The organism is Bacteroidia bacterium, from assembly GCA_041391665.1.
Lineage (GTDB): Bacteria > Bacteroidota > Bacteroidia > J057 > J057 > JAGQVA01.
The window spans coordinates 1,094,490-1,116,662 of the sequence record JAWKNO010000003.1 but is presented as its reverse complement, the minus strand read 5'-3'; the positions used below and the strand labels follow the sequence as shown (position 1 = coordinate 1,116,662).

Below are 22,173 nucleotides of genomic sequence, written 5' to 3'. Positions count from 1 at the left end.
GAATATTTAATTTTCAAAATAGATATATCCATTTAGAGATGTTGCTATCAAAAGCCAAATAAAATATGGTAGTAACAGTGCAGACTTTACTTTCAGCACAGGCCAATAATTGTATAGCATGTATCCTATCAGGAGTGTCAATAGTGAGATGACTAATAATGCAACTGTGATATTGTGTAAATAGAAAAACAGCGGATTCCATACCACATTCAAAACCCATTGAAGTATATATAAACCGATGATTAGTTTCTTATTCTCAATGCCTGGCCACAGAGAAGCCATGTATATAGAAAAGCAAATCATTATTATAGTCCAGGATAGACCAAATACCCAGCCGGGAGGAGTCCATGGAGCTTTGTTGAGCTCCAAATACCAGTCAGATGGTACTCCCTTACCGGTAAAGAGTCCACCAATTCCTAGTGCCCCAAAATTCAAAAACAAAAAAAGTACGATTCTTGCTATCATTTCATTTAATTATGATCAACATCTTCATCAACCCTCCCTTAGGATTTCTACTCACCAATATCCATTCTTTCCCTCACATCAGCAAATATCTGGCAAGAATATGCCCGGCAGTCAGCCGCTGGCCCAAAAGTGTGCAAGCAGCTGATGTCCGCGCTAGCGAATGAAAGCAAAATCGTTGATTTTGTGCGTATTGTGGGCTCGTGTGAAAACAGTTACTACAGAAAATAAAAGGACCGATCCAGGTAGGTCTTCCGGTCGAAGTTGCGGTAGGTGATGTTCAGATCCTGCGCGCTCATCTGGTGACAGGCCCGGCAGGCCATAGCGGTCTGCACCATGACGGCATCGTCCAGCCCGATGATATCGCCCTGCCTCACTTCTTTCCGAAACCGGGCCACATTGGCCTGGGCGTTTTGCATTCTTTTTTCCAGCACCTCCCGGTACGGCCAGTACGCGTAATCGGGTGCGTACTTTGCCAGTTCATAGATGGAGATGGCCTGTTGCCAGTCGCCATTTTTGACCAGCAGGTCGCCGTAGGACATGAAGTAGCCTTCGATATTGTGGGGAGCTACCCAGGAGTTAGGTACAATCCTGTTGCGGCCCAGGCTTTTAGGGTTGGCTACCTTTGCAGCTATGAATTGCTTGCAGGCATCGGAGGGAGGGGTGAGGTCCGGACAATAGCAGCGTTCGGTCGTCTTTTTCATCCAATCGAGGGTTTTGGGGAAATTGGGATCGGTGTGGGGCAACTGGCTCAGCGTATAGGCGAGGGAAAATTCGCCGAAGTCCTTCCATTCCCGGATGCTTTTCAGTCCGTCGAAATACCCTTCAGTAACCAGCTTTTCATCCTGGCTGACATCGCCAACGATGATTTTGGCGGCAGAGAGGAAGGTGAGAACCCGGGCGTCTTTGGGGTTCATTCTGTAGGCTTCACCAAGGTACTTTTGCGCCAGGACGGCGTGGTCGATAATGGTGGCGGGAATCTCATGGGCGTGCTGCCGCTCTGCAATAGCCCAGAAATGGGTAAAGCCCAGGTGATAGGCCGTCTGGAGGTCGTTGGGGTTATCGAGGTAGGCCGCCGTCAGTCGCTCCAGGATCTCCGGTATGCTGTCGTAATGGCCGAGGTGGAAATGCTCCCAGAAATACGCGTTGGCTCCCTCGGAGACTGGGTTTTCTACCCACTCAGGGTTTTGTTTGGACCGGTTGAGGGTGTGTACCGTGTTGAACCAAAACTGAAAACCGACAAGGATAAGCAGAAGGATGCAAATGGCTGAGATGATGGCTTTCTTTTTCATGTTTCAGAGGAATAAAGGGTGAAGAGTTTTTCCAAAGAAACACAGTAGAATCCCGCGGGTATAGAACAAATTTTACCTTATTCCGAAGCGCCGGAGCGCGTTTCCAACTGCTCATACATCCGGTAGATCCGGGGTTTTTCCTTTAGGTATGAGCTGGGAGTACAACCCGTAAACTGGCGAAATTCGCGGATAAAATGGCTTTGATCTGCATATCCCGCATCCAGCGCCAGGGCAGCCCAGTCAACAGAGGTCTGATGGTTGAGCAAGCGAAGTGACCGGTCAAACCTGCTGACCTTCTGGATGGCTTTGGGGGTAAGACCCGATTTTTCTTTGATCAGTTGGAGGGAATGTTTGTGGCTGTAACCGATTGTTTTTTCCAGTAAAGAGGTTACAGACGCCTGTTGCTGAAGCATCTGGCGTTCCACCAGTTTCCATTTACAGACATCCTGAAAAGAAGTGGCGGGGATTTTGGACACAATCCAGTTGTGCAGCACCTGTATGCGCGCTCCGTATGTTGTCGCTTCAAGAAGTTGCTCCCGTATCCATTCCATTTCTTTGCCCCACACATCTGATGTGTAGAGGTTTTGATCGGTAAAATGATAAGCCGGAATGCCAAATAGTAAATTAAACCCAAAGAGGGTAAACCTTAGCCCCGCCATAGACAAACTGGCGCCGGGATGAAAGGTGAAATGCCTGTTTCTCGTGCCGGAAACTACGCTTTCCGTTAGATAAAATGGTTGTGGCGTATCATGTGCCTGACCTGTCACTCTGTGCCCGAGGTTGAAAAAAATCTCCGATTTGTTGTTGGGAAACAACCTTTCCTCAGCGCCGGATGGCGCTCCATCCATCAACACAAAATGATCCACAAACAAGCTTACCGGATACTCCGGGAAAGCGATTCGGAAGGTGATATGGTTGGACACAAATGAGATCATACCGGAGAACGGCTTTGATTACTGTAAACATACAAAAATTTTGATATGATCAGTTTTTGTGTCATCCACTTCTTTGTGGACAGGATAATTATCATTCGGGTAAACTGTCCTGAGCCACGTACTCCCTGCTCCATGATAAACCTGCAAACAGCGACAAACCCCAGCACACATGCCCTCTATCGGGCCTCCGCCGCCGCCTGAAAGCCATCGCCCTGACACCTCGCCTCAACCCAATCCCCATAGCGCTTAAACTACCGAAGGTGGAGCCTGGCCTGAGCTTGTGTCGAAGGCAACAACAGCGTTTTCATGCTGGGCGCTCCGCGCCGCACGAAAACTTAGTTGTTAGCAGATGTTTTTTTATTCGGTCGTTTGTTTGTCATGCATTGCTTCATTTCGTTTCTTCATTTCCGCTTGCCATAATTCACTTTGTATTTCACCCCAAGTCTTGACGTTCAAATGTTTCTTAACGGTAAACTCACATAAATTTCCAATCCAGTCGTTGTACTTGTGATAAGGTTTGGCTTCATTTTCGTATTCGGAAAAATGTCCCCAAAAATCTTTTGGCAACAATTCCTTTGCAGTCAAAATAAGAACAGGGTTTGTTGGTCTGTGACCGTAACCAGTTCTAAAATTATTTACAACTCTTAAGATTTCCGTTTTTTCATTTTCTGTTAATTCGTCATTTAGTGTTGCAAATGTCAAAATTGAATTGGGAAATTCTGTTCCTAAGTCAATCATTCTATCTGCATCGTCAGAGGTAAAGTTTTTGTATGTTTTACATTCACAAAAAATTAGGTCGGGTGGAATACTGTCTTTGTGTTTTTCCTGAAGCATAACTGCAAGGTCAACTTCTTTTGTATTATTGTCTTTTACAAGCTCAAAACCGATTAGTGCAGACATATTTCCTGTAGTGTCTGCAAATTCTTGATTGAATAACTTAAGAGTTAAAAATACAGTTATTATACCACCAACTTTATTGTTTTTACTGAAAGGTCCAATTCCACGATAAGCCCATTTTATTTGGTTTGGTTGGTGCATTGGCAGACTAAAATTATTTCTGCAAATAGCACAAGGCATTGTTTCTTTCAATTCTGATGGAAGATAAAATGCGTGCTGATGGCAAACTTCACATTGTAGAATTGAGCCAAATTCAATTATCTTGTTTTCTATTATTCTTTTAACATAAGAGTTTACTTGTTCATTATCATTGGTCTTCAAACTTTTCTTTATTTCTCCAACTAATTGGGCGTGATAAACAGTTTTTCCGTCTTCAATTAATTCAAGTATTTTGAGAGAAGATTTATTTTGCAAAAAATACGAACCATGTATGCCTCCAATATTTTTTAATACTTCATTTGCTAAACGACCATTTGAGGTTTCATTTAATTTATTCCCGTTTTTAGAGAAATACACTTTGAAAAAATCATTTGCTTTGGGAATATAAAAATACACTTCATTATCGTCTCGTCTAACATAGTGGCTTAGACCAGTTTTAGATAATCGCCACATATCTCGACCAAAAGAATGTGTCAATCTTACCCAATCAATAGTTTCTATTCCATATATCAGGCCTGCATCGTTCAAATACTCGTCAAAGTAATTGAATGTAAGATTTACCTTATGGGAGGCTGTCAGGTTGTAATTGTATTTAAGTTTGAATGGTAAACTTTCGGTTTTGAACTTTACCCGATTTTCTTGAACTTCCACTTGCGAATATGCAGAGCTAATTTGTGTTTTTCCACATAAAACTTTGTCGGCTTCTAAAACAGACTTTTCCCCCGCCCAATATCTCGGAGACCAACCTTGATATGCAAAATTTAGTTTGACATCAATCTTGTTCTTTATTTCTTGAAGTTTTTGGTCAATTTTTTGCCTTTGCTCAGTTGTCGTTGTTACGCTGATTTGAAAGCTAATAATTGACATTGATAAGTTTTCTGATTTTGCTAATTGGTATTTACTAAATCTCTCTATAAAACCAGAAAAATACGTGTTGTCAATTTGGCTTAGCGGTATAGGAATAATATTCCAACCAAGTGCTCTCAAATTCCAATAGTTAATAATGTCGTTTAATCTTGTTTCATTGAGAAAATAAACACCTTCGCCCTTAAACCAACGCCTTTCGGGAAACGACTTGATTTCTTGCATATTGATGTCCAACGTGCTTATATTTTCATTTGGAAAATGGTCAGTAATGTTTTCAAAAGTTATTTCGGGCTGTTCAAAGTATGGATACGATTTTAAATGATTACTTATTTCTATTTGAAAGCTATCTACAAAGCAACCTATAAAAGATTTTAAGAATAAGCCTGAATTTTGTGTGTCGGGAAGCGAAAGTTTTAAATTGTCATTTCTTACAAACTTAAACTCTGTTTCAATGATGTTGGAAATTAGTTCAGGAACACTTATTCCGTAATTAATTTCGCCTTTTTCAGTGTCAGCAAGAAAGTTTTCAATTGTTAGTAAAGTCCTGTCTCCAATTAATGTCTTAATATATTCTACGTCCAAAGAATTGTCGTAAAGAATAATGTCAGGGTCAAAATTGTCTATTGTGTTTTTATAGTAATTTAAAGCGTCATACTCAATAGCATATTCAATTCTAAATTCGTCCGGCAATACTGAATGAAGCGGTAAAATTGGGCTGAAAATTCCACCCCAATACGAAAACGCAATTTTAACCGCTCGTTCAAATTTGCTTTCAGAGTTAGGCTCAATTAGAAAACAAAGTTTTATTGGTGATACTGTCTGATTAACGCCTATTGTCATTTCTTATTTTCGTATTGTTTGATGTGTCATTCGGGGTCTGGTTTAAAATATCTGCTAACGTTTTGCAGCTACCCGAAGGTGGCGATTTCGAAGCAATAAACTGTCAACCCAGCACAAAAGTTGATACGAGGCAGAATATTCATTTAACCACTGAACCGCCACTTTTGGGTAGGTGCTGTTATCGGCTGCCTTTCTTGTCTGTCCGTTCATTATTCTGCTATTACCTTTACAAATTTAACATTATGAAATTGCTTAACAGCTCGGGCTCTCTCAAGGTCGCTAGATAAATCAAGAATGTTTCCACAACTTCTGCAAGTTAGAATGTCACCGCTATGTTTTTTAAAGTCAATTGGTTCAGAAATTAATTGTAAATCTTTATCTTTTTCAAAGTCGGGTATTTGAAACCCTACTTGATAATATTTATTTAATTTTTCTCTGAATGATTCGTAACTATCATTGCCTTTCTTGATTACAAACCACCACTTGTCCAATTTATTCTTTCCGCTTTTGTGGATTCGTTCTGAGGTATCTTTATTAGTCATAAACCAGTCTAAAATTCTTTCATACTCTGTAACATTCATTTCATTTGATTCCATCGAGTCGCCACACTTGTTGCACGATACAATTCCCAAATCTCTATGTCCCTTTATATGGCACTTGTATTCCTTATGAAGAATATTGTCATAAACCCACTTTCGTCTTTCTAGTTGTTGTCCATTGCAACAAGAGTGGCAAAAGTTGCATACATACCAACCACAAGATTCAGTATCAACCCCTGGTGGTTTGCACTTAACACAATCTCTGCTGTCAATTTCCATTTCGCAATATCCGTTTAAGCAATGGGATAAATAAATTTCTTTCCCTTGCTCTGAACAGGATTCGTTTTTACAACTGAAATTACTTACACCGTAAAACGCATATTGCGTTTTACCTTTTGGGTAAAGTATGTGATTACATTCTCTGCATTTCAAATGTTTGAGAAATCTGTTTGCTTTGTTAATGATATTGAGATAAATTTCTAAATCGGTTTCTTTGAAATCAACTTTCAATATTGTTAGAAAATCAAGAAGTGAATACTTTTCCCAATCAGTTGAGTTGTGAAGTTCTCGGCTCGGTTTAAAACACTTTTGATTAGCACACCACCAATATTCAACTTTCTCGTCTGAAAGCAAAGGTTCTTTAGTTGCTTTATTAACAGCTTTTCTCCCGTCACAGATTGGATGATTTTTTGCTTTATTGTGTTCGTTTCTATTGTAGGTCACATTACGTGTTGTAACTTCTCCTTCTTCATTTTTTTCTTCGTGAACTGAAACACTGCATCTGCCACCACACTCGTCAAAATAACCTGAAATTTGTAGAATGTCTTTTGGCTCCTTGATTTGTTTTAAAATTAGGTCGTAAATTCTATGCTGTGCTAAATTTGTTTCCTTTCGTGTTTCAAGTTTGGTTTGACTTTGCAATTCTGAAATAACATTTAGAATAACACTCGTAGAATAATCAAGATGTGACTCATCAACTTGCTCTGCAAGTTTGCTTGTCTCAAAATCAATTACATTTAGGGAAGTCAAATCTTCAACTGAAATGTTTGCCTTTTCTTCGTGAATATTCTTAAGAACTTTTTTGACAAACTTTTTTTGGTCTGCTGGTGAAAGCGTAATCGTATAAAGTTTGTAGGAATTAAAATCCAAAGTTTCGTGATATCCTTCCAGCCACAAATTTAGTTTGAAGTAGTCAGGGCAAGCATTGATTGTTGCGGTTAATATTTTTTCGTGTTGCTCAGCCGCAAACTCTTTTGAGAGTTTTAGAAATTCCTTAATGATTTTTAGTTTGGGCTCGGTGTCTATGTTTTCAAAGTTATAAAGCACTTTGAAAAATATGTTTGATTTATCTTCTTCAGAACACTTGCCAAAAATTATCCGCTTTGTTTGTTCAGTTGCTGACAGAATAAAACTTGCAACAAAACTTATTTGGCAAGTATCTATGAAACTGCCTAACCAAAGCTTGTGTGCTAACTCTACTGAAATATTCTTTTCAATACGGTCAGAAATTTGATTGTAGTTGTCGGGAAAGAAACTTTTGCAAACTTTTAAAAGCCCTTTCAAGTATTCTTCGTCTGCAATTGATTCTGTTTGCAGCTGACCATTTACATAGTTTTGAAAGCGTTCAAATAGTTGTTCAACAATTCCCTTATTTGTTGCTTTTTCAAGAAGTGAAGTAATTTTTAAGTGAACTCCTTTTTGAATAGTATTGTAATCGGAGTATTTCCCTTTCTCTGTCAGGATAGAAAGGAAATGGCTGAATAGAAAATTTAAATCTGTTTCGGTGTCTAAATACTTTACTCTGACAGCTTCAAGTTTGTCTTTGTGCTTTTTGGACTCTTGTGCTGCAAAAACAACAATTGCGTTTTCCCGAAATGAACTTATGTCTTGTCCTTGCTCAATACTACGTTCGTGAAAAAACAGGTCGCCCAATTTGGCGTGTTGTATAAAGCCGTAATTAGCATCTCTCGCTTGGTCGTGAAACCATTTTACAAGTCCAATGTATTTTTCAACGTCTGACATTTTCACTTTTCGATGATAGTTTTATTGTTACACGGTCGTTGTTTAAGGTTGCCGCTAACATCCGTATATACGCTACGCGTAGCGTTTATTTCCTTATTGACTCTTACGAATATCCCCCCTTTCCCTCAGATTTACAAGTATCTGGCAGAGATATATCCAGGCTATCCAGTGGAGATACGGGCTTGTGCTGGCGAGCTACGCTTGTGCTGAGCGAGGTCGAAGGCAACAACAGCGTTTTCATGCTGGGCGCTGTGCGGGTAAGGAAAACTTGGTTGTTGTGCGTAGTTATTATTCTTCTGTCTGCCATTCGTCACCAAATACTAAAAGTTTATTTGTTCTTAAATAATTGTATTGCTCAAGTGTTAAATAAATAATACTTGCTTCTTGTCCGCCTGTATAAAGTTCATAAAACTGTCCTGTTAAGTTTTGTTCAGAAACAACTGATTTTATAAAATTAAAAAACTCCGTATCAATCCAATCATCTTCAATTTTAAGTGTCTTGTTGTACGACTTACTTCCAATTTTAAATTTTAATTCAACTTTCTTTTTCTTCTCAATGTCAAAATTGTCCGATATTTCAGTTGCATTAAAATCATTGTGAGATATTTTCTTGTACTCTCGAATTAATTCAGCGTAAGGGTCTTCAAGATTACCTAATTCTGTGTCAAACATATAAATAACATCAGGAAAAGCCATTAACACTTCATTTAGATTGCTATTCTCTTGTTCAGAAACCTTCTCTTTTGCTTTTTCAATTTGTTCATTTGTCAAGTGTGATAGTAATCCAATCTTCTTATACTCTTCGATTGTCTGTTCAATTTTTTTGCTCGTCAATTTATTTTTAAAGCTTTCGTAGCTTGGTGTAAAATAAACGCCCCCACTGTGAAGTAAATCAGCTTGTTCTTTTGTCAATGCTATTATTCCAAAAACTTTCCATTCTACCGCATTTCCTTGATGTGTTTTTACTTCGTGTAGTCTGTAAGGCGATTGCAAGTCAGCAAGGATTTTATTGAATATTTTGTAATATTCTTGTTGGTCTATTTTGTTTCCGTAGTATTGATTTTTGCTAGGACTATATAAATGATAATTGCTTTTTTGTTTGTATTTTTTGCCGTTTGATTTTAGTGAAACAACAAAATCGTAGAATTTACTATCGTTGTCTGAAATTGAACTATCAAGAACAATTTGAAACTGAAAATCGGTAAAGGCCAATTCGGGAATTATGCTTGCAGTTTTTTGGTGAATTAATTCAAGATATTTCTCTGGTGCAGTCGGATAATCTTGTTCGTTAATAATAACAGCTTTGTTGCAGTAATTTAAAAATTCAATTGGGTTTTGTAGTTTTTCTTGTTGTATATCGACAATGAGACTATCATATTTTGAATTTACAATTTCTTTGCTTTTGAGTTTATCTGCAAATACTTTGAGTTTTTCAGGGTTCATATGTTCCTTTAATGCTACTTGCTCAATTATAGATGGTAATAATTGAAGTGAATGAACAAATTCATTATTATTTACTTTGGATTGGAAATGAGTGAACTGATTTTCACTGATTAAGTCACATGATTTAAGCTTTGAAAGATATTGAATGAGTTCTTCGTTTATTTTGGTCTGTTCCGCTGGTTTAGGTTTTTCTTCTCCCAAACTAATATAACTGCCAAACTGCGAATAATGTCCTGTCAATTTTTTGTATTCAGATTGAAAGAGAATTGTTAAATACACAGCGTTTGATTTTGTCTCACTTTTTTTAAGAAGTTCTTCAAAGTCATTTGCTTGTTTTTGTTCAATTAGTTTAATGTTAATTAGCTTTTGTAGTGTTTTGTCCATAGTCTGTCCGTTAGCAAAATTTGCTGTCAAAATTAATAAGGTCAATATGTTGAGTAGGGTCTTCATATAATTACGCACAACGGTTCGGCTAAACGCAGTATGGGCGCTTAGAGCATGTTAAGATTTTAAAAATTGGGCAAAGGTCATTAGGTTGAGTTTGCAAACAAAAACCAAAATGACCACTCAGTATAGCGAACTCACTGATGCCCAATGGGAGTCAATATCGGAATTTTTTGATTGGAAACGCAAACGAACGATGCCGATCCGTTGTGTAGTGAATGCGATTTTGTATCGGGTACGGGAAGGTCGTACGGATTTTTGATGTGGAAGTCCATGCAGCCCATCTCCATGATGGCACAGAAGGGAAGCGCCTCCTGGGGCAGATTTCGGCCTATTCGGAGCGGTTAGAAAAAATCCTGGGTGATCAATCCTACCAGGGAAGTTTTGCAGCGGAAACCGAAAAATTAGGGTTGATTTTTGAGTGTGCCTCCAAACCCGAAAGTGCTAAGGGCTTTGTGCCGATCGCCAAACGATGGGTAGTGGAACGCACCATTGCCTGGACAAATTTCTTCCGAAGGATCGTCAAAGACTATGAACATACCCTCCGATCGGCCAAATATTGGCTCATTTGGGCCAATATTTCGATTGTTTTAAACCGAATTACCTGATGATCAAATACTTATATTTCCTAACATGCTCTAAGTAGTTACGAAAAATCAAGGCTAAAATTATTGCCCATAACGTCTCCGATAAATGCGGTAGGCGACAGGTGGAGCCTATTGTCATTTTATCGATTGTTGCATGTCGTACTTCCCTTTATTTAAAAGGGCTGCTGAATTTTTCATCAGTTATAAATTGGTTGTCTGTTAAAGTATTTAAAAAAGCAATCAATGCTTCTTTTTCTTGATTTGTAAAATTGTATTTAATAATATTTCCATTGGCATCTTTCATAAAAGGTAAAGTGTTTGGGTGATTTTGCATTCCAGTACTGTAATGTTCAATTACTTCTTCCAAATTTACAAATCGTCCATCGTGCATATAAGGAGCTCTTACAGCAACATTCCTAAGAGATGGTACCTTAAATTTTCCCCGGTGATTATTTACGCCCGTTGTTTCAAAAATACCCAAATCAACAGTTGATACGGCATCTAAGCCATTAATGGAGCCAATGGTTGTTGCATTAGGAGCAAGCAAAGGAGAAAGGAAGGCTTCACTACTGTGGCAACTATGGCAGGATGGAGCGACTAGATTTGTTGAATAGAATAATGCTTTACCCATATTTTCTTCTGCTGTAAAATTTGGAAAATCATCTAAGGGTGAACTCACTAATTTACGGCCTTCATCATATTTAGCATTTATACTTACCAAACTTCTAACGAATTGAGCCAAGGCTTTAGAAATTCTATCTGCTGTAACAGTTTCATCTCCAAATGCTTCTTTAAACAAAGGAGCAGCATAGGGTTGGTTAGAAACAATTTGGACAAGTTCATCTAACGTCAAGCCCATTTCAACGGGATCCTGGATTGGCATTAGGACTTGGTCTTCCAATGTTTCCGCTCTTTCGTCCCAAAAGAATTTTCCAGTATCATAAAACCGTGCATTGGTTAAGGTCATAGAATGCCTTCTAGTTAAACCTCCATTAAACCCAATGCTTAATACTTCCGTATCTGAAAAGCCAGTTTCTTGTTTGTGACATGAAGCACAAGCGATTGTACCATTTTTACTTAAGTTTTTTTCATAAAAAAGAACCCTTCCAAGTAATGCTCCCTCATTAGTTGTAGGATTTGAAACTGGGGTGTTATCACTTTCTATTGCTGCAAATTGAAAGCGGTAAGGAATTTGGGGAAGTGGATTATTTAGAAAATGATTCGGAAAATCAATATTCTCATAATCAAATGGAACCTCTGGGAGATTTAAATCAACCAATAAATCTATGGGGTCTATTTTTTCTATATCATCCTTCCTACAAGAATAAATTGAGACAATAATAATAGTAAGAACAAATAAGGTTTTATAATGTAAACCACCAGAGAAAGTAAAGTAAGTGTATTTGGACATATTGATAACTTTTTTTTGAATAGATAATATGCATTAGACTTTCTTAATCAATAAAGGTTTAATTTTTGATTTTAAATGGATGACTAACTTCTGTTTGATTATGACATGCAACGCTCGGGCTACGCGCCGTGCCAGCCGAAGGTGCAGATGGTGACCCCACCCCAATTGTTAGGACAGCAAAAGGTAAAAAGATCGTTTGATATTGCTGCCATTTCAGGCCACTTTTGTCTTGAATTGTGAGGTGAATTTTCTTCTTCCCATAACAGTAAATTTAAGGGTTTTGAACAAACTAAACTTACTGTCCTAATTTTTGGGGGGAGTACAGACATTTTTGCCTTCGTTAGCAACAGTCATTTTTCAATCTTTAATGTTTTTATATCGGCAATTAGTTGGTTGATTGAGGTCTTGTTTAAACCATTGTAAATGCCTCTGATGTGTCTGTTTTTGTCAATCAGTACAAAATTTTCGGTATGCAAGAAATCATCATCTTCTTTAGTTAACCCTAAATCTTCTTCGACAAAATAATCCTTTCTACCTAATGTATAAATTTCCTGTTGTGCCCCGGTAGCCAGGTGCCATTTGTGAGAGAGAATTCCTTTGTCATCCGCATAGTGTTTGAGAACGGGTACAGAGTCGCTTTCAGGAGTGACAGAATGTGATAATAGCAGCACATCCTCATCTTCTAAAAACTCATCCTGCAATTCCTTCATATGGGTAGTCATTTTAGGACAGATGCCCGGGCAAACGGTAAAGAAAAAATCTGCCACATAAATTTTGCCTTCAAAGGTTTTTTCTGTGATAATGTTTCCTTCCTGGTTCATAAGCTCAAAAGGCGAGATGCGATGAAAAGTATCTAATGCTTCATCATCAGGAGAAATCCAGTGTGGAGTAAAAGTCGCCTCATTGTAAAAGGGAAGCGCTTCAACCCTGCTTTTGTTTGGCTGGGATTCGCTACATGCGACCAGGCACATGAGGAAAAATATCGGAAGGATTTTAGTCTTCATATTTTATGTTTTCGTCTTCTAACCCATAGCAAAGCATTGCTTTTTTCAGGCCAAATATTCGACCATTTTTTGCTTCATAGTTGGCGTACAAAGCACCGTTTTCTCTATAGGCCTGTTGAATCCCTTCTTCTATACCCATATGAAGATTCAATTTTTTATAAAGCTCACCAGTCGGATACCATTGTTTTTGTTCTCCGTGCGCTTTTCCCAAATGATAGTTTAGGTGAGTAATTAAGATATGCGTGGAGTCTGTTGACCATAGTTTTTTCTCTCCGTGAAGTTTTCCTTGATGATAGTTTGCTACTTCTTTAAGATGACCGTCAGGATACCATCGAATGGCTTTATGATGTCTTTTCCCTTTTGCGATGCCTGTTTTTTCTTTTAGCGTACTGTCCTGATAATAACTTACAGCGAAACCGGTGTACAGTTCATCATTGATTGTATACAGAGATTTCTTGTTGTCATAGCTAAGGGCAGAAATGTCAACAATCCTATTTGGAATTTCAATTTCTTCCAGGATATCGCTTGAGTTATGAGTTGGTAAAAATGTGGCCTTTCTCTTTTCAGCACAACTCGTGATGAGTATACATGAGACAACTGCGACTATTATTGTAAATTTCATTTTCAGGGAATTAAAAGGAATCATCACGAGTATGCCCTAAACACATTCTGATGATTCCTGTTGGGTTGATACATTTGATCTCTATTAAAGAATGTAGTTTCAGGTGCAGGCGATGGGCCAACACACATACAATGCTTCCTTAGTCTTTCAAAATCTTAACTGTTTTCGAAGTCCCATTCACTGTGGCGACCAAAATATAAACTCCCTTTGGATAGTCTGAGAGATTGAGTTGGGTCTGCTGTGAATAGATTCTGGAAGAATAAATCTGCTTGCCAAGAACGGAAAAGAGGCTGAAACGATCCTCCTCAGTAAATGCGGCATGATTGATTTCAAGGACTACTTCTGAGCTGGTTGGATTTGGGAACACCTTCACCAGTTTTTCAATGATTTGATCGGTGGTATTCGTGGCATTGAAGCTATTGCATTCGTTTGTATAGGCCGTACTCAATTCCGTACTTGCAGCTAAGGTTGCGGTAGAGTCTTTACAAATACATCTTCCGTCATCGGAATTATAAGTGAGGTAGGGAGCGTTCGTTTCAAAGGCTTTGAAGGTACATTGTTCGAATGTCAAAGAGTCACTGACCGTTTGTGTTGTATGTGTCCAATTGCTGTATAAGGTATTTCCTCCGCTCCAAAAATTAAGCCCGGGATATTGATTGAATTCACAAGGCTTAAAAAATAACAGATACAAAGTACCTGTGCTGCCTGCACCTGTTCTTCCACCATAATTTACTGCTATTGTTCCGTCACCGCGCAAATCCCCTATAAAGGAAATAGATCGTGAAAAGCGAGCTTCATTACTAAGATCGAGATCAAAGCCGCCATCTGTATTGTTTATTCTGGTATATGTCTTCACTGTTTTGTCTGAGTTTAAGTATAAAATATACCCCCAGCCTTCGTTTTGCTGATTTGCGCCTGTCAGTAAGTCTGGAATGCCATCTCCATTTAAATCTCCGACTTTGGATAATCCCATACCTAAATTTGCACCCGATGTTCCATTCGGATTACTTCCTGTAGTTAAAGTATCTGCAAATCCATTCATTCCTTCTGTGATCTTTAGTTTTGAAACCACATTGAAATTAGTTGGATCAAGAGATAGCATCCAAATTGCTCCTTTACCTCCATCGGACATAAATGCTCCAACAGCCATTTCTAATGTGCCATCATTGTCTATATCCCCCAGCATAGCCACTTCTCTTCCGCCAAATTGATCCCCCGCCATAAGACCTGAACCTAATCCGCCACTTACGGGATTGATTAAGACGGTTTGTGTTGGATTGACTTGCGAACTGCCATTCAAGAAAAGTATGCTAAAGGCACCGATATTGGTACCACCTACATCGGAACCAGGATCACAGGCCACTAAATCGATGCGGCCATCATTATTTAGATCGCCCACGGCTGAAAGCCCCTGAGCCATGATATCAGAATTTTTCACATAACTCTTAACCGTACCATTGCTGTTAAGATGAATAATGTATAAAGCGATATTTGTTGAAGCGGGTGCGGAAGCAGCAATATCTGGAATACCATCACCATCATAGTCTCCTATTCCTGCAACTCCATAACCGAAGAAATTATTTTCGAGAAGGGTCTCTGTAAACCCACCCTGAGTGGCAGAAATCTTTTGATTACTTTGAACAGTACCATCATTATTCATAAAGAGAATGTAAACTGCTCCTGCGTCAGTTGCTCCATCGTCATCAGAACGTGCTCCCACAACCAAGTCAATTATTCCGTCACCATTAATGTCTCCTGCTTGATCATGATCCCGACTGAATCGGTCACCTTCGTCAAGCGTCGCAAAAAAACCACCTGAACCTTCCTCGATTTTTACAAAACCATCCGGTCCCCATTGAGTGCTGATTTGAGCATCGAGGTTGTGTACGGAGAAGGATACGATAAACACAAGTAATGTAACCAAGTTCGTTTTCATATATTTTTTGGTATAAAAAGAATGGACTCATCCATGCGAGAAAAAATTAATCTTACAATCTGATTTAACAGGAATCACCTTGAACTACACGTTGCTAATTCAATATGATTCCTTTCAATCCAGAAATTGAGATCCGCTTTATAAAATGCTATTCGGTGTGCCTTGCAAATCACCCCCAAACAAGATGATATAAGAGTTGATGTAGAATTCGTTGATAATATGATAATGGTAAAATTCTGCCCCATCACTGTGTTGAGTGGATGATACGTGTCCTCCGGATGCATCTAAATCGGTAGGGTGGTCGCTAGTGGAATTACATTTTCTACCATAGATTAAAAAACCATCTGCCATAATTCCGACCAACTTCTCGTCATCAAACGATAAGTTTGTGTTTTCCGGCACATCAGCAGCTTCTAAGTGATAGTGATATCCACCAGGACCGTTGTGAGCACCCGCATAATCAAGTCCTGTCGCTGTTGGCAAATCAAAAGGCCTGTTGGGACCTTCTTCGTCATTAAAAATGGGAGGTCCGTGAACTGAAATACCAATGGGACCCAGCCCCGTTGCAGAACTTGAGGAAGCTAACTGAGGATAGAGAGGGAGAGTCACCGTAAAACTTCCTTCCACAATAAAACCTGGAGTAGTATGATCACCAAAGGTCTGTTCAATATGTAATGGATGAGTACTTGCCCAATAAGGAGAAGTATGATCGGGTGTTCCTTTTGAAACGATGCTAACTTCATTGCCATCAAATGAAATTGTTACGGCATCAGGATTGAATTCATCAAAGGCAGAAAGAGGCGTGCTGGCAATACCCGTATCATTTTGGTCGGTATTATCTGCCACGAAGCCATCTGGCTGGTCACATGACACACTACTTATATTTGGATTGCCTAACCCATCACCATCTGCATCTTCGTACCAAATGGTTTCGATGCAAGGGACATCTTTATTACAGGCGGTAACAATTAGAATGGTTAATCCAAGAAGGATTGTTAAAAAGGAAATAATTGATTTCGTCATAAAGGATAATTTTAAGTTAATTTTCCTTTAGACCATCGATTACTTAAAATCCGTCGGAGGTGGGGGAGATTTTTTCTTGCCCAACAGAATTCTATCGGTAGTTTTTATCATAAACTCTTCAAAATAAGGCATTTGGTCATCATTTAAAAGATCTTTTATTTCTTGTAAATGTTGATAAGTTACCTCTATTTTTTCTTTTTCTAATTGTTGATATTCATTTAATAAGCTTTCCGTATCATTATTTTCGGATGAGGTTATAAGCCTTCCAAAATAGGGTGAAAGCAAACGAAATTGTCGATCATTTATTTCGTTCATTTTTTGAGTATGTTTTTCAGCTGAGGCATTAAGTTGAGACGCCTGTTGAGTGTTTAAATGTAACATTTCGATTACTTCTGAGCGAAGGTTTCCATTAGGATTATGATGCCGAGGCTGTGGCCTAAGCATTAAAAAAAATGCTAAAATAGTAATATTTAATCCTATTAAACTCCAAATGGCGTATTTGTAAAATTTCACTTGATTCATGATCAATAAATTTGGTATGTACTTATTAGTGCCTGATTATAGGTATTTCCATCTGCTACATCTTCATAGTTCACCTGGTGTTGTTTGTTAAAGTAAACCAATGCTGTTATATTCATAAAAAGAATCAAAACAACCGCAGCTGCAGTATACTTCCATTGATGAAGTGAAACAACTTTAGCATCCCCAGCTCCAATTCGGTTTTGAATTTTCTCAAAAAGATCGTGCTGAGGTTTCGCTCGTTCGCTGCCTTTCATGCTTTGAAAGACATCTTCCACCCATTTTTCTTTTTCATCATTCATACTTTTTTATTTTGACAATTACTTTTTGGATTTCCTTTGGTCAGGGTAATTTTTTTCCAATTCAGACCTCATATTTTTTTTTGCACGTTGCAACAAAGACTCAACTGCTTTTAGGGAAGTTTCCATAATATCGGCAACCTCTTGGCGGGGCAATTCTTCAATAAAACTTAATATGAATGCCGTTTTTTGATTGCTTGGCAGACATTCTATAGCTTTGTATAATGCTATTGCGTTTTCTTTGTTTTGCAATAAAACGCCAGGGTGTTCAAAATCTACAAATTGGGCAGAGGTAAGGGGATGCTTGAAAAAAGTAAATCGCTTCTTTTTTTTCAAGTAATTAAGAGAAGTGTTGACTGCAATTCGATAAATCCATGTACTTACGGAGGATGCTCCCTGAAATGATGAGGCACTTTTATAGATTTTTAGAAAAACATCTTGTGTTATTTCCTCTGCATCTTCTATGCTTTTTGTATAGCTCAAGGATGTGTTGAAAATTTTATCAGAATATAGTTCATACAAAACAGCAAAGGCCTGTTCATCCCTTGCTGCAATGGATTCAATGATTTCTTTTTCACTTTTCAATAAGTTTGTATTATTTTGTTATTTCTTCTTTGATTGTTGCTAACGGTTTGCGGCTTGGCGAAGGTGGCGATTTTCAGCACAAACTTTCATACGAAGCACTAAAGTTTATATACCCACAAAACTGTCTTACGAAGCACTGCACCGCCACTTTTGCCAAGCCGCTGTTAGCGGTTCGTTGTTTTTTTGGGTCGTGTCGTGTCTGTCCATAGTTCAGTGTCTTGGTGCGTTGGCTTGCAAGCTCTTTTTATTTTTTTGTCGAGCTTGTGTGGTTGCAAAAAAAAATGTGCTTGCAAATGCGTTGTCATTATTTGATTGGTGAAATAGTCAAGTCATCAAAGTAAGTTTGTGCATCTGCCTTTGTCCATAGCCCGATTCTGCCTTCGTTTTTGTAAGTGTCATCGGTAGTTTCTATCAATGTGTTTCCGTTAAGGGAACAGAAAACTTTGTTGTCATACATTTCAATGGTCATGGTGAACCATTCGCCTGACTTGATGCTGCAATCAGATGTTTTCAGTTGCTTGCGGTTTCCGTCCACCACTCTGTAAAAACGAAAATTATTTTCAAGCGGGTTGCAACGGGCTATGTAATAATTGTTGTTGTCAATGTAACGCCAAACTAAACCTCCGCCTTGGTCTTCGTCACCGGCAATGGATTTTATTTTTACCGACATGGTAAATTTTTTGTAGGCGGGCTTATCTAAAACCAAAAGGTTGAAATAATCGCCTTCGTTTTTTGCCATCTGTGCCACGACCTTATTCCCATTGTCGTTTACGATTTTCCAGTTCAGCGTTTGTGTTTTTCCTGTTGCGGTTTGAGTAAAACCTGTTGGAACATTTCCCACCGCATCATTTTCAAAATTGATGGTAGTGTCGTTTGTGCTTAGAGATTCAGCAGTTAAAGGTGTTGATGTTTTTTTGCCGTCAGGCGAAGAAGCATTTCCGCAGGCAATCAAAGTGATGAGTGCAATTGCGGGGATGATTTGTAGTTTCATTTTGCTTTTTGTTTATGTTGTTTACAATTCAATAAATTCTTTTACAAAGGTATCATTTGATTTCAGCATGGCTTCGGGAGTTCCGAAAAAATCTATCTTTCCATTATTGAGCAACATAATTTCATTGCTCATTTCCATTGCTTCTTTATGGTCGTGGGTAATGTAAATGACAGTGATGTTTTTTTCTGTTACGATTTGCTTCAAAAGATTTCTGATTTGTGTTTTCAATTTTACATCAAGACTTGAAAGCGGTTCATCCAGTAAAAGAATTTTCGGATTCAGCACCAAACTTCTTGCAAGTGCAACCAACTGCTGTTGTCCGCCTGATATTTGATTTGGATAGTTTTTCTGCAATGAATCAAGATTGAATTGTTTTAATTCATCTTCAACAATTTTTTTGTAGCCATTCACTTTTTTTAATCGCAGTCCGAAAGCAACATTTTCAAATACAGTGAAGTGCGGAAACAATGCAAGGTCTTGAAAAATAAATCCGATGTTGCGCTGATGCGGTGAAATGATGATGCGTTCATCACTGCTTACTTTTTCTCCGCTGATAAAAATTTCTCCGCTGCTTAGTTTTTCCAATCCCGCAAGTAAACGAATGAGTGTTGTTTTTCCGCTGCCCGTTTTCCCAAGAATAGAAATGAAAGAACTGTTTCCATTTACTGAAAAGGAAATGTTATCCAAAACTATTTTATTGCCAAACTGTTTTGAGCAATTATCAAATGTTATCAGTTTCTTGTTTTCCATCGTTGATTGAATAAGACTTTTTTACCTCCTAACATTATTGCGATAAGCAACAATGAAAATAACAGTGCCATCAAACACATTCCGCTAACAGTGCTTTGCGGTGCATTTGCCATGAGTGTAAAAATCCTGACAGGCAATAATGAAATGCCCGGTGGGTAAACCATGATAACTGTTGTGAGTTCGCCAATGCAGAAGATGAGCATGAAAAAAAATGAAGTGAACAATGCTTCGGCAAGCAAAGGAAAAATGATTTTGCGAAATGTATAAAGCGGACTTGCTCCCAACATCAAAGCCGCTTCCTCAAAAGAAGATGGAATTTGCATTAAACTGTTAGCGATAATATTTTGTGAAATAAAAAGAAATCTTGCGGTAAATGCAATGAGAACAATCAGCGATGAGCCGTAAATAAAATTTAATGAAGGTGTGTTGTAAAATTTAGTGAGGGCAATTCCTGTTGCGATGGCGGGAACGGCAAACACAATGAGCAAAAGATAATCGCTGGTTTTTATTTTATGCTTTACGCTGATGGTTGCAAATGCGAATCCAAATAAAGTAATGAGTAATGCACCTGCTGTTGATAAAAGCAAACTGTCTTTGAGTGCAGGCAGAAGCAAGTGAATAATTCCCATGAAAGAAATTTTGTTACCGCTTACCGTTTGCCAAACGAGCATAAGTATTGGAAGCAGAACAAAGCACAAAATATAAACAACACAAAACAGCAACCATTTCTCAGAGTGGCGAAGTGAAATTATTTTATGGCTGAATGATTTTTTGCCAAATGAAATAAATGTGCCTTTAGCCAAATAATATTTTTCGGGAATGACAAACAACAAGCAAATTGCTGTCAGCACCAATGAGTGTGCAATGGCTGATGAATAATTGTAGAAAGCAGTGAACTGCGTAAAGATTTCAGTGGTGAAAACATTTATGGATAAATAAGACGGCACGGCAAATTCTGAAACCGATAAAATAAAAATGAGGATGAATGATGAAAACAACGCAGGGCGGATAAGCGGTAAAATAATTTTCAGGAAAACAGTTTTATAATCCATGAGCATTTCTCCGGCTTCTTCAATGGATGCGGTGATGTTTTGTAAACTTCCCGAAATAATAAATGCTGCGAGTGGAATATAAATGGTAATGAGAATAAAAATAACGGCAGGCAAACTGTTGATGAAATTTTCAGGGATGCCGATGTAGAGCCACACATCCGTCCATGCAACGGTGCTGATGTAGGGAGGCAGTAATAAGGGCAATAACAAAAGAAGCATCAAAATATTTTTGAACGGAAGATTTGTTTTGGCAATAAGAAATGCGAAACCACAGCCAATCGTAACGGATAAAACACTCACCGATGCAGCAATGATTACACTGTTCAAAATACTTTTCAGAACGCTTGCCTGAAATATTCCTGTGAAATTTTCCGTGGTGAATTTTCCATCAGTGAAAAGCGAACTGAAGATTAAAAAAAGCAACGGCAATACAACTGCTGCTGAAAAAACTATTGCAGCAAGCCAAAGAAAGTATTTCGATTTTATATTTTTCACTGGTCAGTTTTTAATCATAGCAACTTTCAAACGCTTAGGAGCAACTCCAACAGGAATGGTTTTCACCACTTCATTTTTTTTCAAATCAATTATGGAAATATTATTAGTGCCTGTGTTACTAACTACTCCGTATTTTCCATCATTGGTAAAATCAATCCAGTTCGGGTCTGTTCCAACTGTAATTTCCTTTACCAAAAGTTGTGTTTGTGTATTGATGATGCTAACGCTGTTTCGTATCTGGCTTGTGATATAAAGCAGCGAGCCGTCAGCCGATAAAGCTATTCCGTGTGATGCTTTTCCATCGGCAGGAAATTTTTCGGTTTGCGGAAGTTGAATCCAACTTACAATTTGTTTTTTTTCTGCATCAATAATTAAAGCACCGTTCAGCCAGCGAAGCGACAGGAAAAGTTTTTTTCCGTCATTGGTAATATCAGGTATTCGGGGAAAACCAAAAACAGGAATTTCACCTGTGAGTTTTAATGTGGCAATATCCATTATCACAACTTTTTCATCGCCTTCAAGTGTGATGTAAGCAAGTTTGCCGTCAGGCGAAGGCAAAACAATGTGTGGGTTTCTTCCAACTGAAATTGTTGTATCAACTTTCCAATCATTTGTATTGATGATGCTTAGTGCGCCATCTGCATTGATTGTCGCAAAAAGTTTTTTACCATCCATGCTGAATGCTAATTGATGCGGATGATTGCCGACAGAAATTATTTTGAATACTTTGTTTGTGGCAGCATCAATGATTGCAACGGTGTTGTTTCCTTCATTGCTCACGGCAACCCATTTTCCATCAGGTGAAACATCCACCCCATGCGGATTTTTTCCTGTTACTATATCCGCAATCTTTTCAAGTTTGTTTAAATCAATGACTGAAATAGTTGAGTCATTAAAATTTGTGATGTAGGCACGGTTAGTTTGTGCGTATGCGGAAAATGCAGTGAGCATAATTGTTATGACGACTGCGGTTAGTAAGACGATTTGCTTTTTCATTTT

20 protein-coding genes are annotated in these 22,173 nt (G+C 38.3%); 2 read left to right on the top strand and 18 right to left on the bottom strand.

Annotated elements, in window-relative coordinates; translation table 11 throughout:
* Positions 1-6: 6 nt before the first annotated feature.
* On the bottom strand, positions 7-465 hold the full coding sequence (locus tag R3D00_27315; GenBank protein MEZ4776914.1) for a TspO/MBR family protein: 459 nt from the start codon (positions 463-465) through the stop codon (positions 7-9).
* Between the two features lie 11 nt (positions 466-476).
* Between R3D00_27315 and R3D00_27310 the strand changes: the two genes are divergently transcribed.
* Complete coding sequence (locus tag R3D00_27310; protein MEZ4776913.1) at positions 477-629, top strand: hypothetical protein; 153 nt, start codon at positions 477-479, stop codon at positions 627-629.
* A 51-nt stretch (positions 630-680) separates the two neighbouring features.
* On the opposite strand, the gene R3D00_27305 is transcribed toward R3D00_27310, so the two are convergent.
* The 5 genes from R3D00_27305 to R3D00_27285 form a co-directional block, all read right to left on the bottom strand.
* Complete coding sequence (locus tag R3D00_27305; protein ID MEZ4776912.1) at positions 681-1,754, bottom strand: hypothetical protein; 1,074 nt, start codon at positions 1,752-1,754, stop codon at positions 681-683.
* A 77-nt stretch (positions 1,755-1,831) separates the two neighbouring features.
* Positions 1,832-2,689 carry a helix-turn-helix domain-containing protein gene (locus tag R3D00_27300; protein MEZ4776911.1) on the bottom strand — a complete coding sequence of 286 codons (858 nt, stop codon included), beginning with the start codon at positions 2,687-2,689 and terminating at the stop codon, positions 1,832-1,834.
* A gap of 357 nt (positions 2,690-3,046) precedes the next feature.
* Positions 3,047-5,452 carry a hypothetical protein gene (locus tag R3D00_27295; GenBank protein ID MEZ4776910.1) on the bottom strand — a complete coding sequence of 802 codons (2,406 nt, stop codon included), beginning with the start codon at positions 5,450-5,452 and terminating at the stop codon, positions 3,047-3,049.
* A 209-nt stretch (positions 5,453-5,661) separates the two neighbouring features.
* Positions 5,662-8,013, bottom strand: a complete 2,352-nt coding sequence (locus R3D00_27290; protein MEZ4776909.1) for a cold shock domain-containing protein — start codon at positions 8,011-8,013, stop codon at positions 5,662-5,664.
* A gap of 288 nt (positions 8,014-8,301) precedes the next feature.
* Positions 8,302-9,906 (bottom strand): hypothetical protein, encoded by a 1,605-nt coding sequence (locus R3D00_27285; protein ID MEZ4776908.1) that lies wholly within the window; start codon positions 9,904-9,906, stop codon positions 8,302-8,304.
* 212 nt (positions 9,907-10,118) lie between these two features.
* Here R3D00_27285 and R3D00_27280 point away from each other — a divergent pair, with 212 nt between their 5' ends.
* Complete coding sequence (locus R3D00_27280) at positions 10,119-10,508, top strand: hypothetical protein (GenBank protein MEZ4776907.1); 390 nt, start codon at positions 10,119-10,121, stop codon at positions 10,506-10,508.
* A gap of 148 nt (positions 10,509-10,656) precedes the next feature.
* On the opposite strand, the gene R3D00_27275 is transcribed toward R3D00_27280, so the two are convergent.
* The 12 genes from R3D00_27275 to R3D00_27220 all read right to left on the bottom strand — a co-directional run bounded on the left by R3D00_27275 (position 10,657) and on the right by R3D00_27220 (position 22,170).
* Positions 10,657-11,898 (bottom strand): cytochrome c peroxidase, encoded by a 1,242-nt coding sequence (locus R3D00_27275; protein MEZ4776906.1) that lies wholly within the window; start codon positions 11,896-11,898, stop codon positions 10,657-10,659.
* 350 nt (positions 11,899-12,248) lie between these two features.
* Positions 12,249-12,902, bottom strand: coding sequence for an SCO family protein (locus R3D00_27270; GenBank protein MEZ4776905.1), 654 nt, complete (start codon positions 12,900-12,902; stop codon positions 12,249-12,251).
* The gene (locus tag R3D00_27265) at positions 12,892-13,524 is read right to left on the bottom strand and encodes a membrane-binding protein (protein MEZ4776904.1); all 633 of its coding nucleotides are present in this window, start codon (positions 13,522-13,524) and stop codon (positions 12,892-12,894) included. The genes R3D00_27270 and R3D00_27265 overlap by 11 nt, the downstream gene beginning before the upstream one ends.
* Before the next feature lie 139 nt (positions 13,525-13,663).
* The gene (locus R3D00_27260) at positions 13,664-15,460 is read right to left on the bottom strand and encodes an FG-GAP-like repeat-containing protein (protein MEZ4776903.1); all 1,797 of its coding nucleotides are present in this window, start codon (positions 15,458-15,460) and stop codon (positions 13,664-13,666) included.
* 138 nt (positions 15,461-15,598) lie between these two features.
* Complete coding sequence (locus tag R3D00_27255) at positions 15,599-16,483, bottom strand: YHYH protein (protein ID MEZ4776902.1); 885 nt, start codon at positions 16,481-16,483, stop codon at positions 15,599-15,601.
* 39 nt (positions 16,484-16,522) lie between these two features.
* The gene (locus R3D00_27250) at positions 16,523-17,005 is read right to left on the bottom strand and encodes a hypothetical protein (GenBank protein ID MEZ4776901.1); all 483 of its coding nucleotides are present in this window, start codon (positions 17,003-17,005) and stop codon (positions 16,523-16,525) included.
* A 2-nt stretch (positions 17,006-17,007) separates the two neighbouring features.
* A complete protein-coding gene (locus R3D00_27245) occupies positions 17,008-17,304 on the bottom strand; it encodes a hypothetical protein (protein ID MEZ4776900.1) in 297 nt (98 codons plus the stop codon).
* 18 nt (positions 17,305-17,322) lie between these two features.
* Positions 17,323-17,886: an RNA polymerase sigma factor gene (locus R3D00_27240; protein ID MEZ4776899.1), complete on the bottom strand. Its 564-nt coding sequence runs from the start codon at positions 17,884-17,886 to the stop codon at positions 17,323-17,325.
* Positions 17,887-18,190: 304 nt separating this feature from the next.
* A complete protein-coding gene (locus R3D00_27235; protein MEZ4776898.1) occupies positions 18,191-18,877 on the bottom strand; it encodes a family 16 glycoside hydrolase in 687 nt (228 codons plus the stop codon).
* Positions 18,878-18,898: 21 nt separating this feature from the next.
* Positions 18,899-19,627, bottom strand: a complete 729-nt coding sequence (locus R3D00_27230; GenBank protein MEZ4776897.1) for an ABC transporter ATP-binding protein — start codon at positions 19,625-19,627, stop codon at positions 18,899-18,901.
* On the bottom strand, positions 19,609-21,174 hold the full coding sequence (locus R3D00_27225) for an iron ABC transporter permease (GenBank protein MEZ4776896.1): 1,566 nt from the start codon (positions 21,172-21,174) through the stop codon (positions 19,609-19,611). The genes R3D00_27230 and R3D00_27225 overlap by 19 nt, the downstream gene beginning before the upstream one ends.
* A gap of 3 nt (positions 21,175-21,177) precedes the next feature.
* Positions 21,178-22,170 (bottom strand): cytochrome D1 domain-containing protein, encoded by a 993-nt coding sequence (locus R3D00_27220; GenBank protein ID MEZ4776895.1) that lies wholly within the window; start codon positions 22,168-22,170, stop codon positions 21,178-21,180.
* Positions 22,171-22,173 lie beyond the last annotated feature (3 nt).

Coding starts and splice junctions, on each gene's coding strand:
- R3D00_27315 (MEZ4776914.1), bottom strand. CDS start 465: ATGATAGCAAGAATCGTACTTTTTTTGTTTTTGAATTTTGGGGCACTA.
- R3D00_27310 (MEZ4776913.1), top strand. CDS start 477: ATGATCAACATCTTCATCAACCCTCCCTTAGGATTTCTACTCACCAAT.
- R3D00_27305 (MEZ4776912.1), bottom strand. CDS start 1,754: ATGAAAAAGAAAGCCATCATCTCAGCCATTTGCATCCTTCTGCTTATC.
- R3D00_27300 (MEZ4776911.1), bottom strand. CDS start 2,689: ATGATCTCATTTGTGTCCAACCATATCACCTTCCGAATCGCTTTCCCG.
- R3D00_27295 (MEZ4776910.1), bottom strand. CDS start 5,452: ATGACAATAGGCGTTAATCAGACAGTATCACCAATAAAACTTTGTTTT.
- R3D00_27290 (MEZ4776909.1), bottom strand. CDS start 8,013: ATGTCAGACGTTGAAAAATACATTGGACTTGTAAAATGGTTTCACGAC.
- R3D00_27285 (MEZ4776908.1), bottom strand. CDS start 9,906: ATGAAGACCCTACTCAACATATTGACCTTATTAATTTTGACAGCAAAT.
- R3D00_27280 (MEZ4776907.1), top strand. CDS start 10,119: ATGCGATTTTGTATCGGGTACGGGAAGGTCGTACGGATTTTTGATGTG.
- R3D00_27275 (MEZ4776906.1), bottom strand. CDS start 11,898: ATGTCCAAATACACTTACTTTACTTTCTCTGGTGGTTTACATTATAAA.
- R3D00_27270 (MEZ4776905.1), bottom strand. CDS start 12,902: ATGAAGACTAAAATCCTTCCGATATTTTTCCTCATGTGCCTGGTCGCA.
- R3D00_27265 (MEZ4776904.1), bottom strand. CDS start 13,524: ATGAAATTTACAATAATAGTCGCAGTTGTCTCATGTATACTCATCACG.
- R3D00_27260 (MEZ4776903.1), bottom strand. CDS start 15,460: ATGAAAACGAACTTGGTTACATTACTTGTGTTTATCGTATCCTTCTCC.
- R3D00_27255 (MEZ4776902.1), bottom strand. CDS start 16,483: ATGACGAAATCAATTATTTCCTTTTTAACAATCCTTCTTGGATTAACC.
- R3D00_27250 (MEZ4776901.1), bottom strand. CDS start 17,005: ATGAATCAAGTGAAATTTTACAAATACGCCATTTGGAGTTTAATAGGA.
- R3D00_27245 (MEZ4776900.1), bottom strand. CDS start 17,304: ATGAATGATGAAAAAGAAAAATGGGTGGAAGATGTCTTTCAAAGCATG.
- R3D00_27235 (MEZ4776898.1), bottom strand. CDS start 18,877: ATGAAACTACAAATCATCCCCGCAATTGCACTCATCACTTTGATTGCC.
- R3D00_27230 (MEZ4776897.1), bottom strand. CDS start 19,627: ATGGAAAACAAGAAACTGATAACATTTGATAATTGCTCAAAACAGTTT.
- R3D00_27220 (MEZ4776895.1), bottom strand. CDS start 22,170: ATGAAAAAGCAAATCGTCTTACTAACCGCAGTCGTCATAACAATTATG.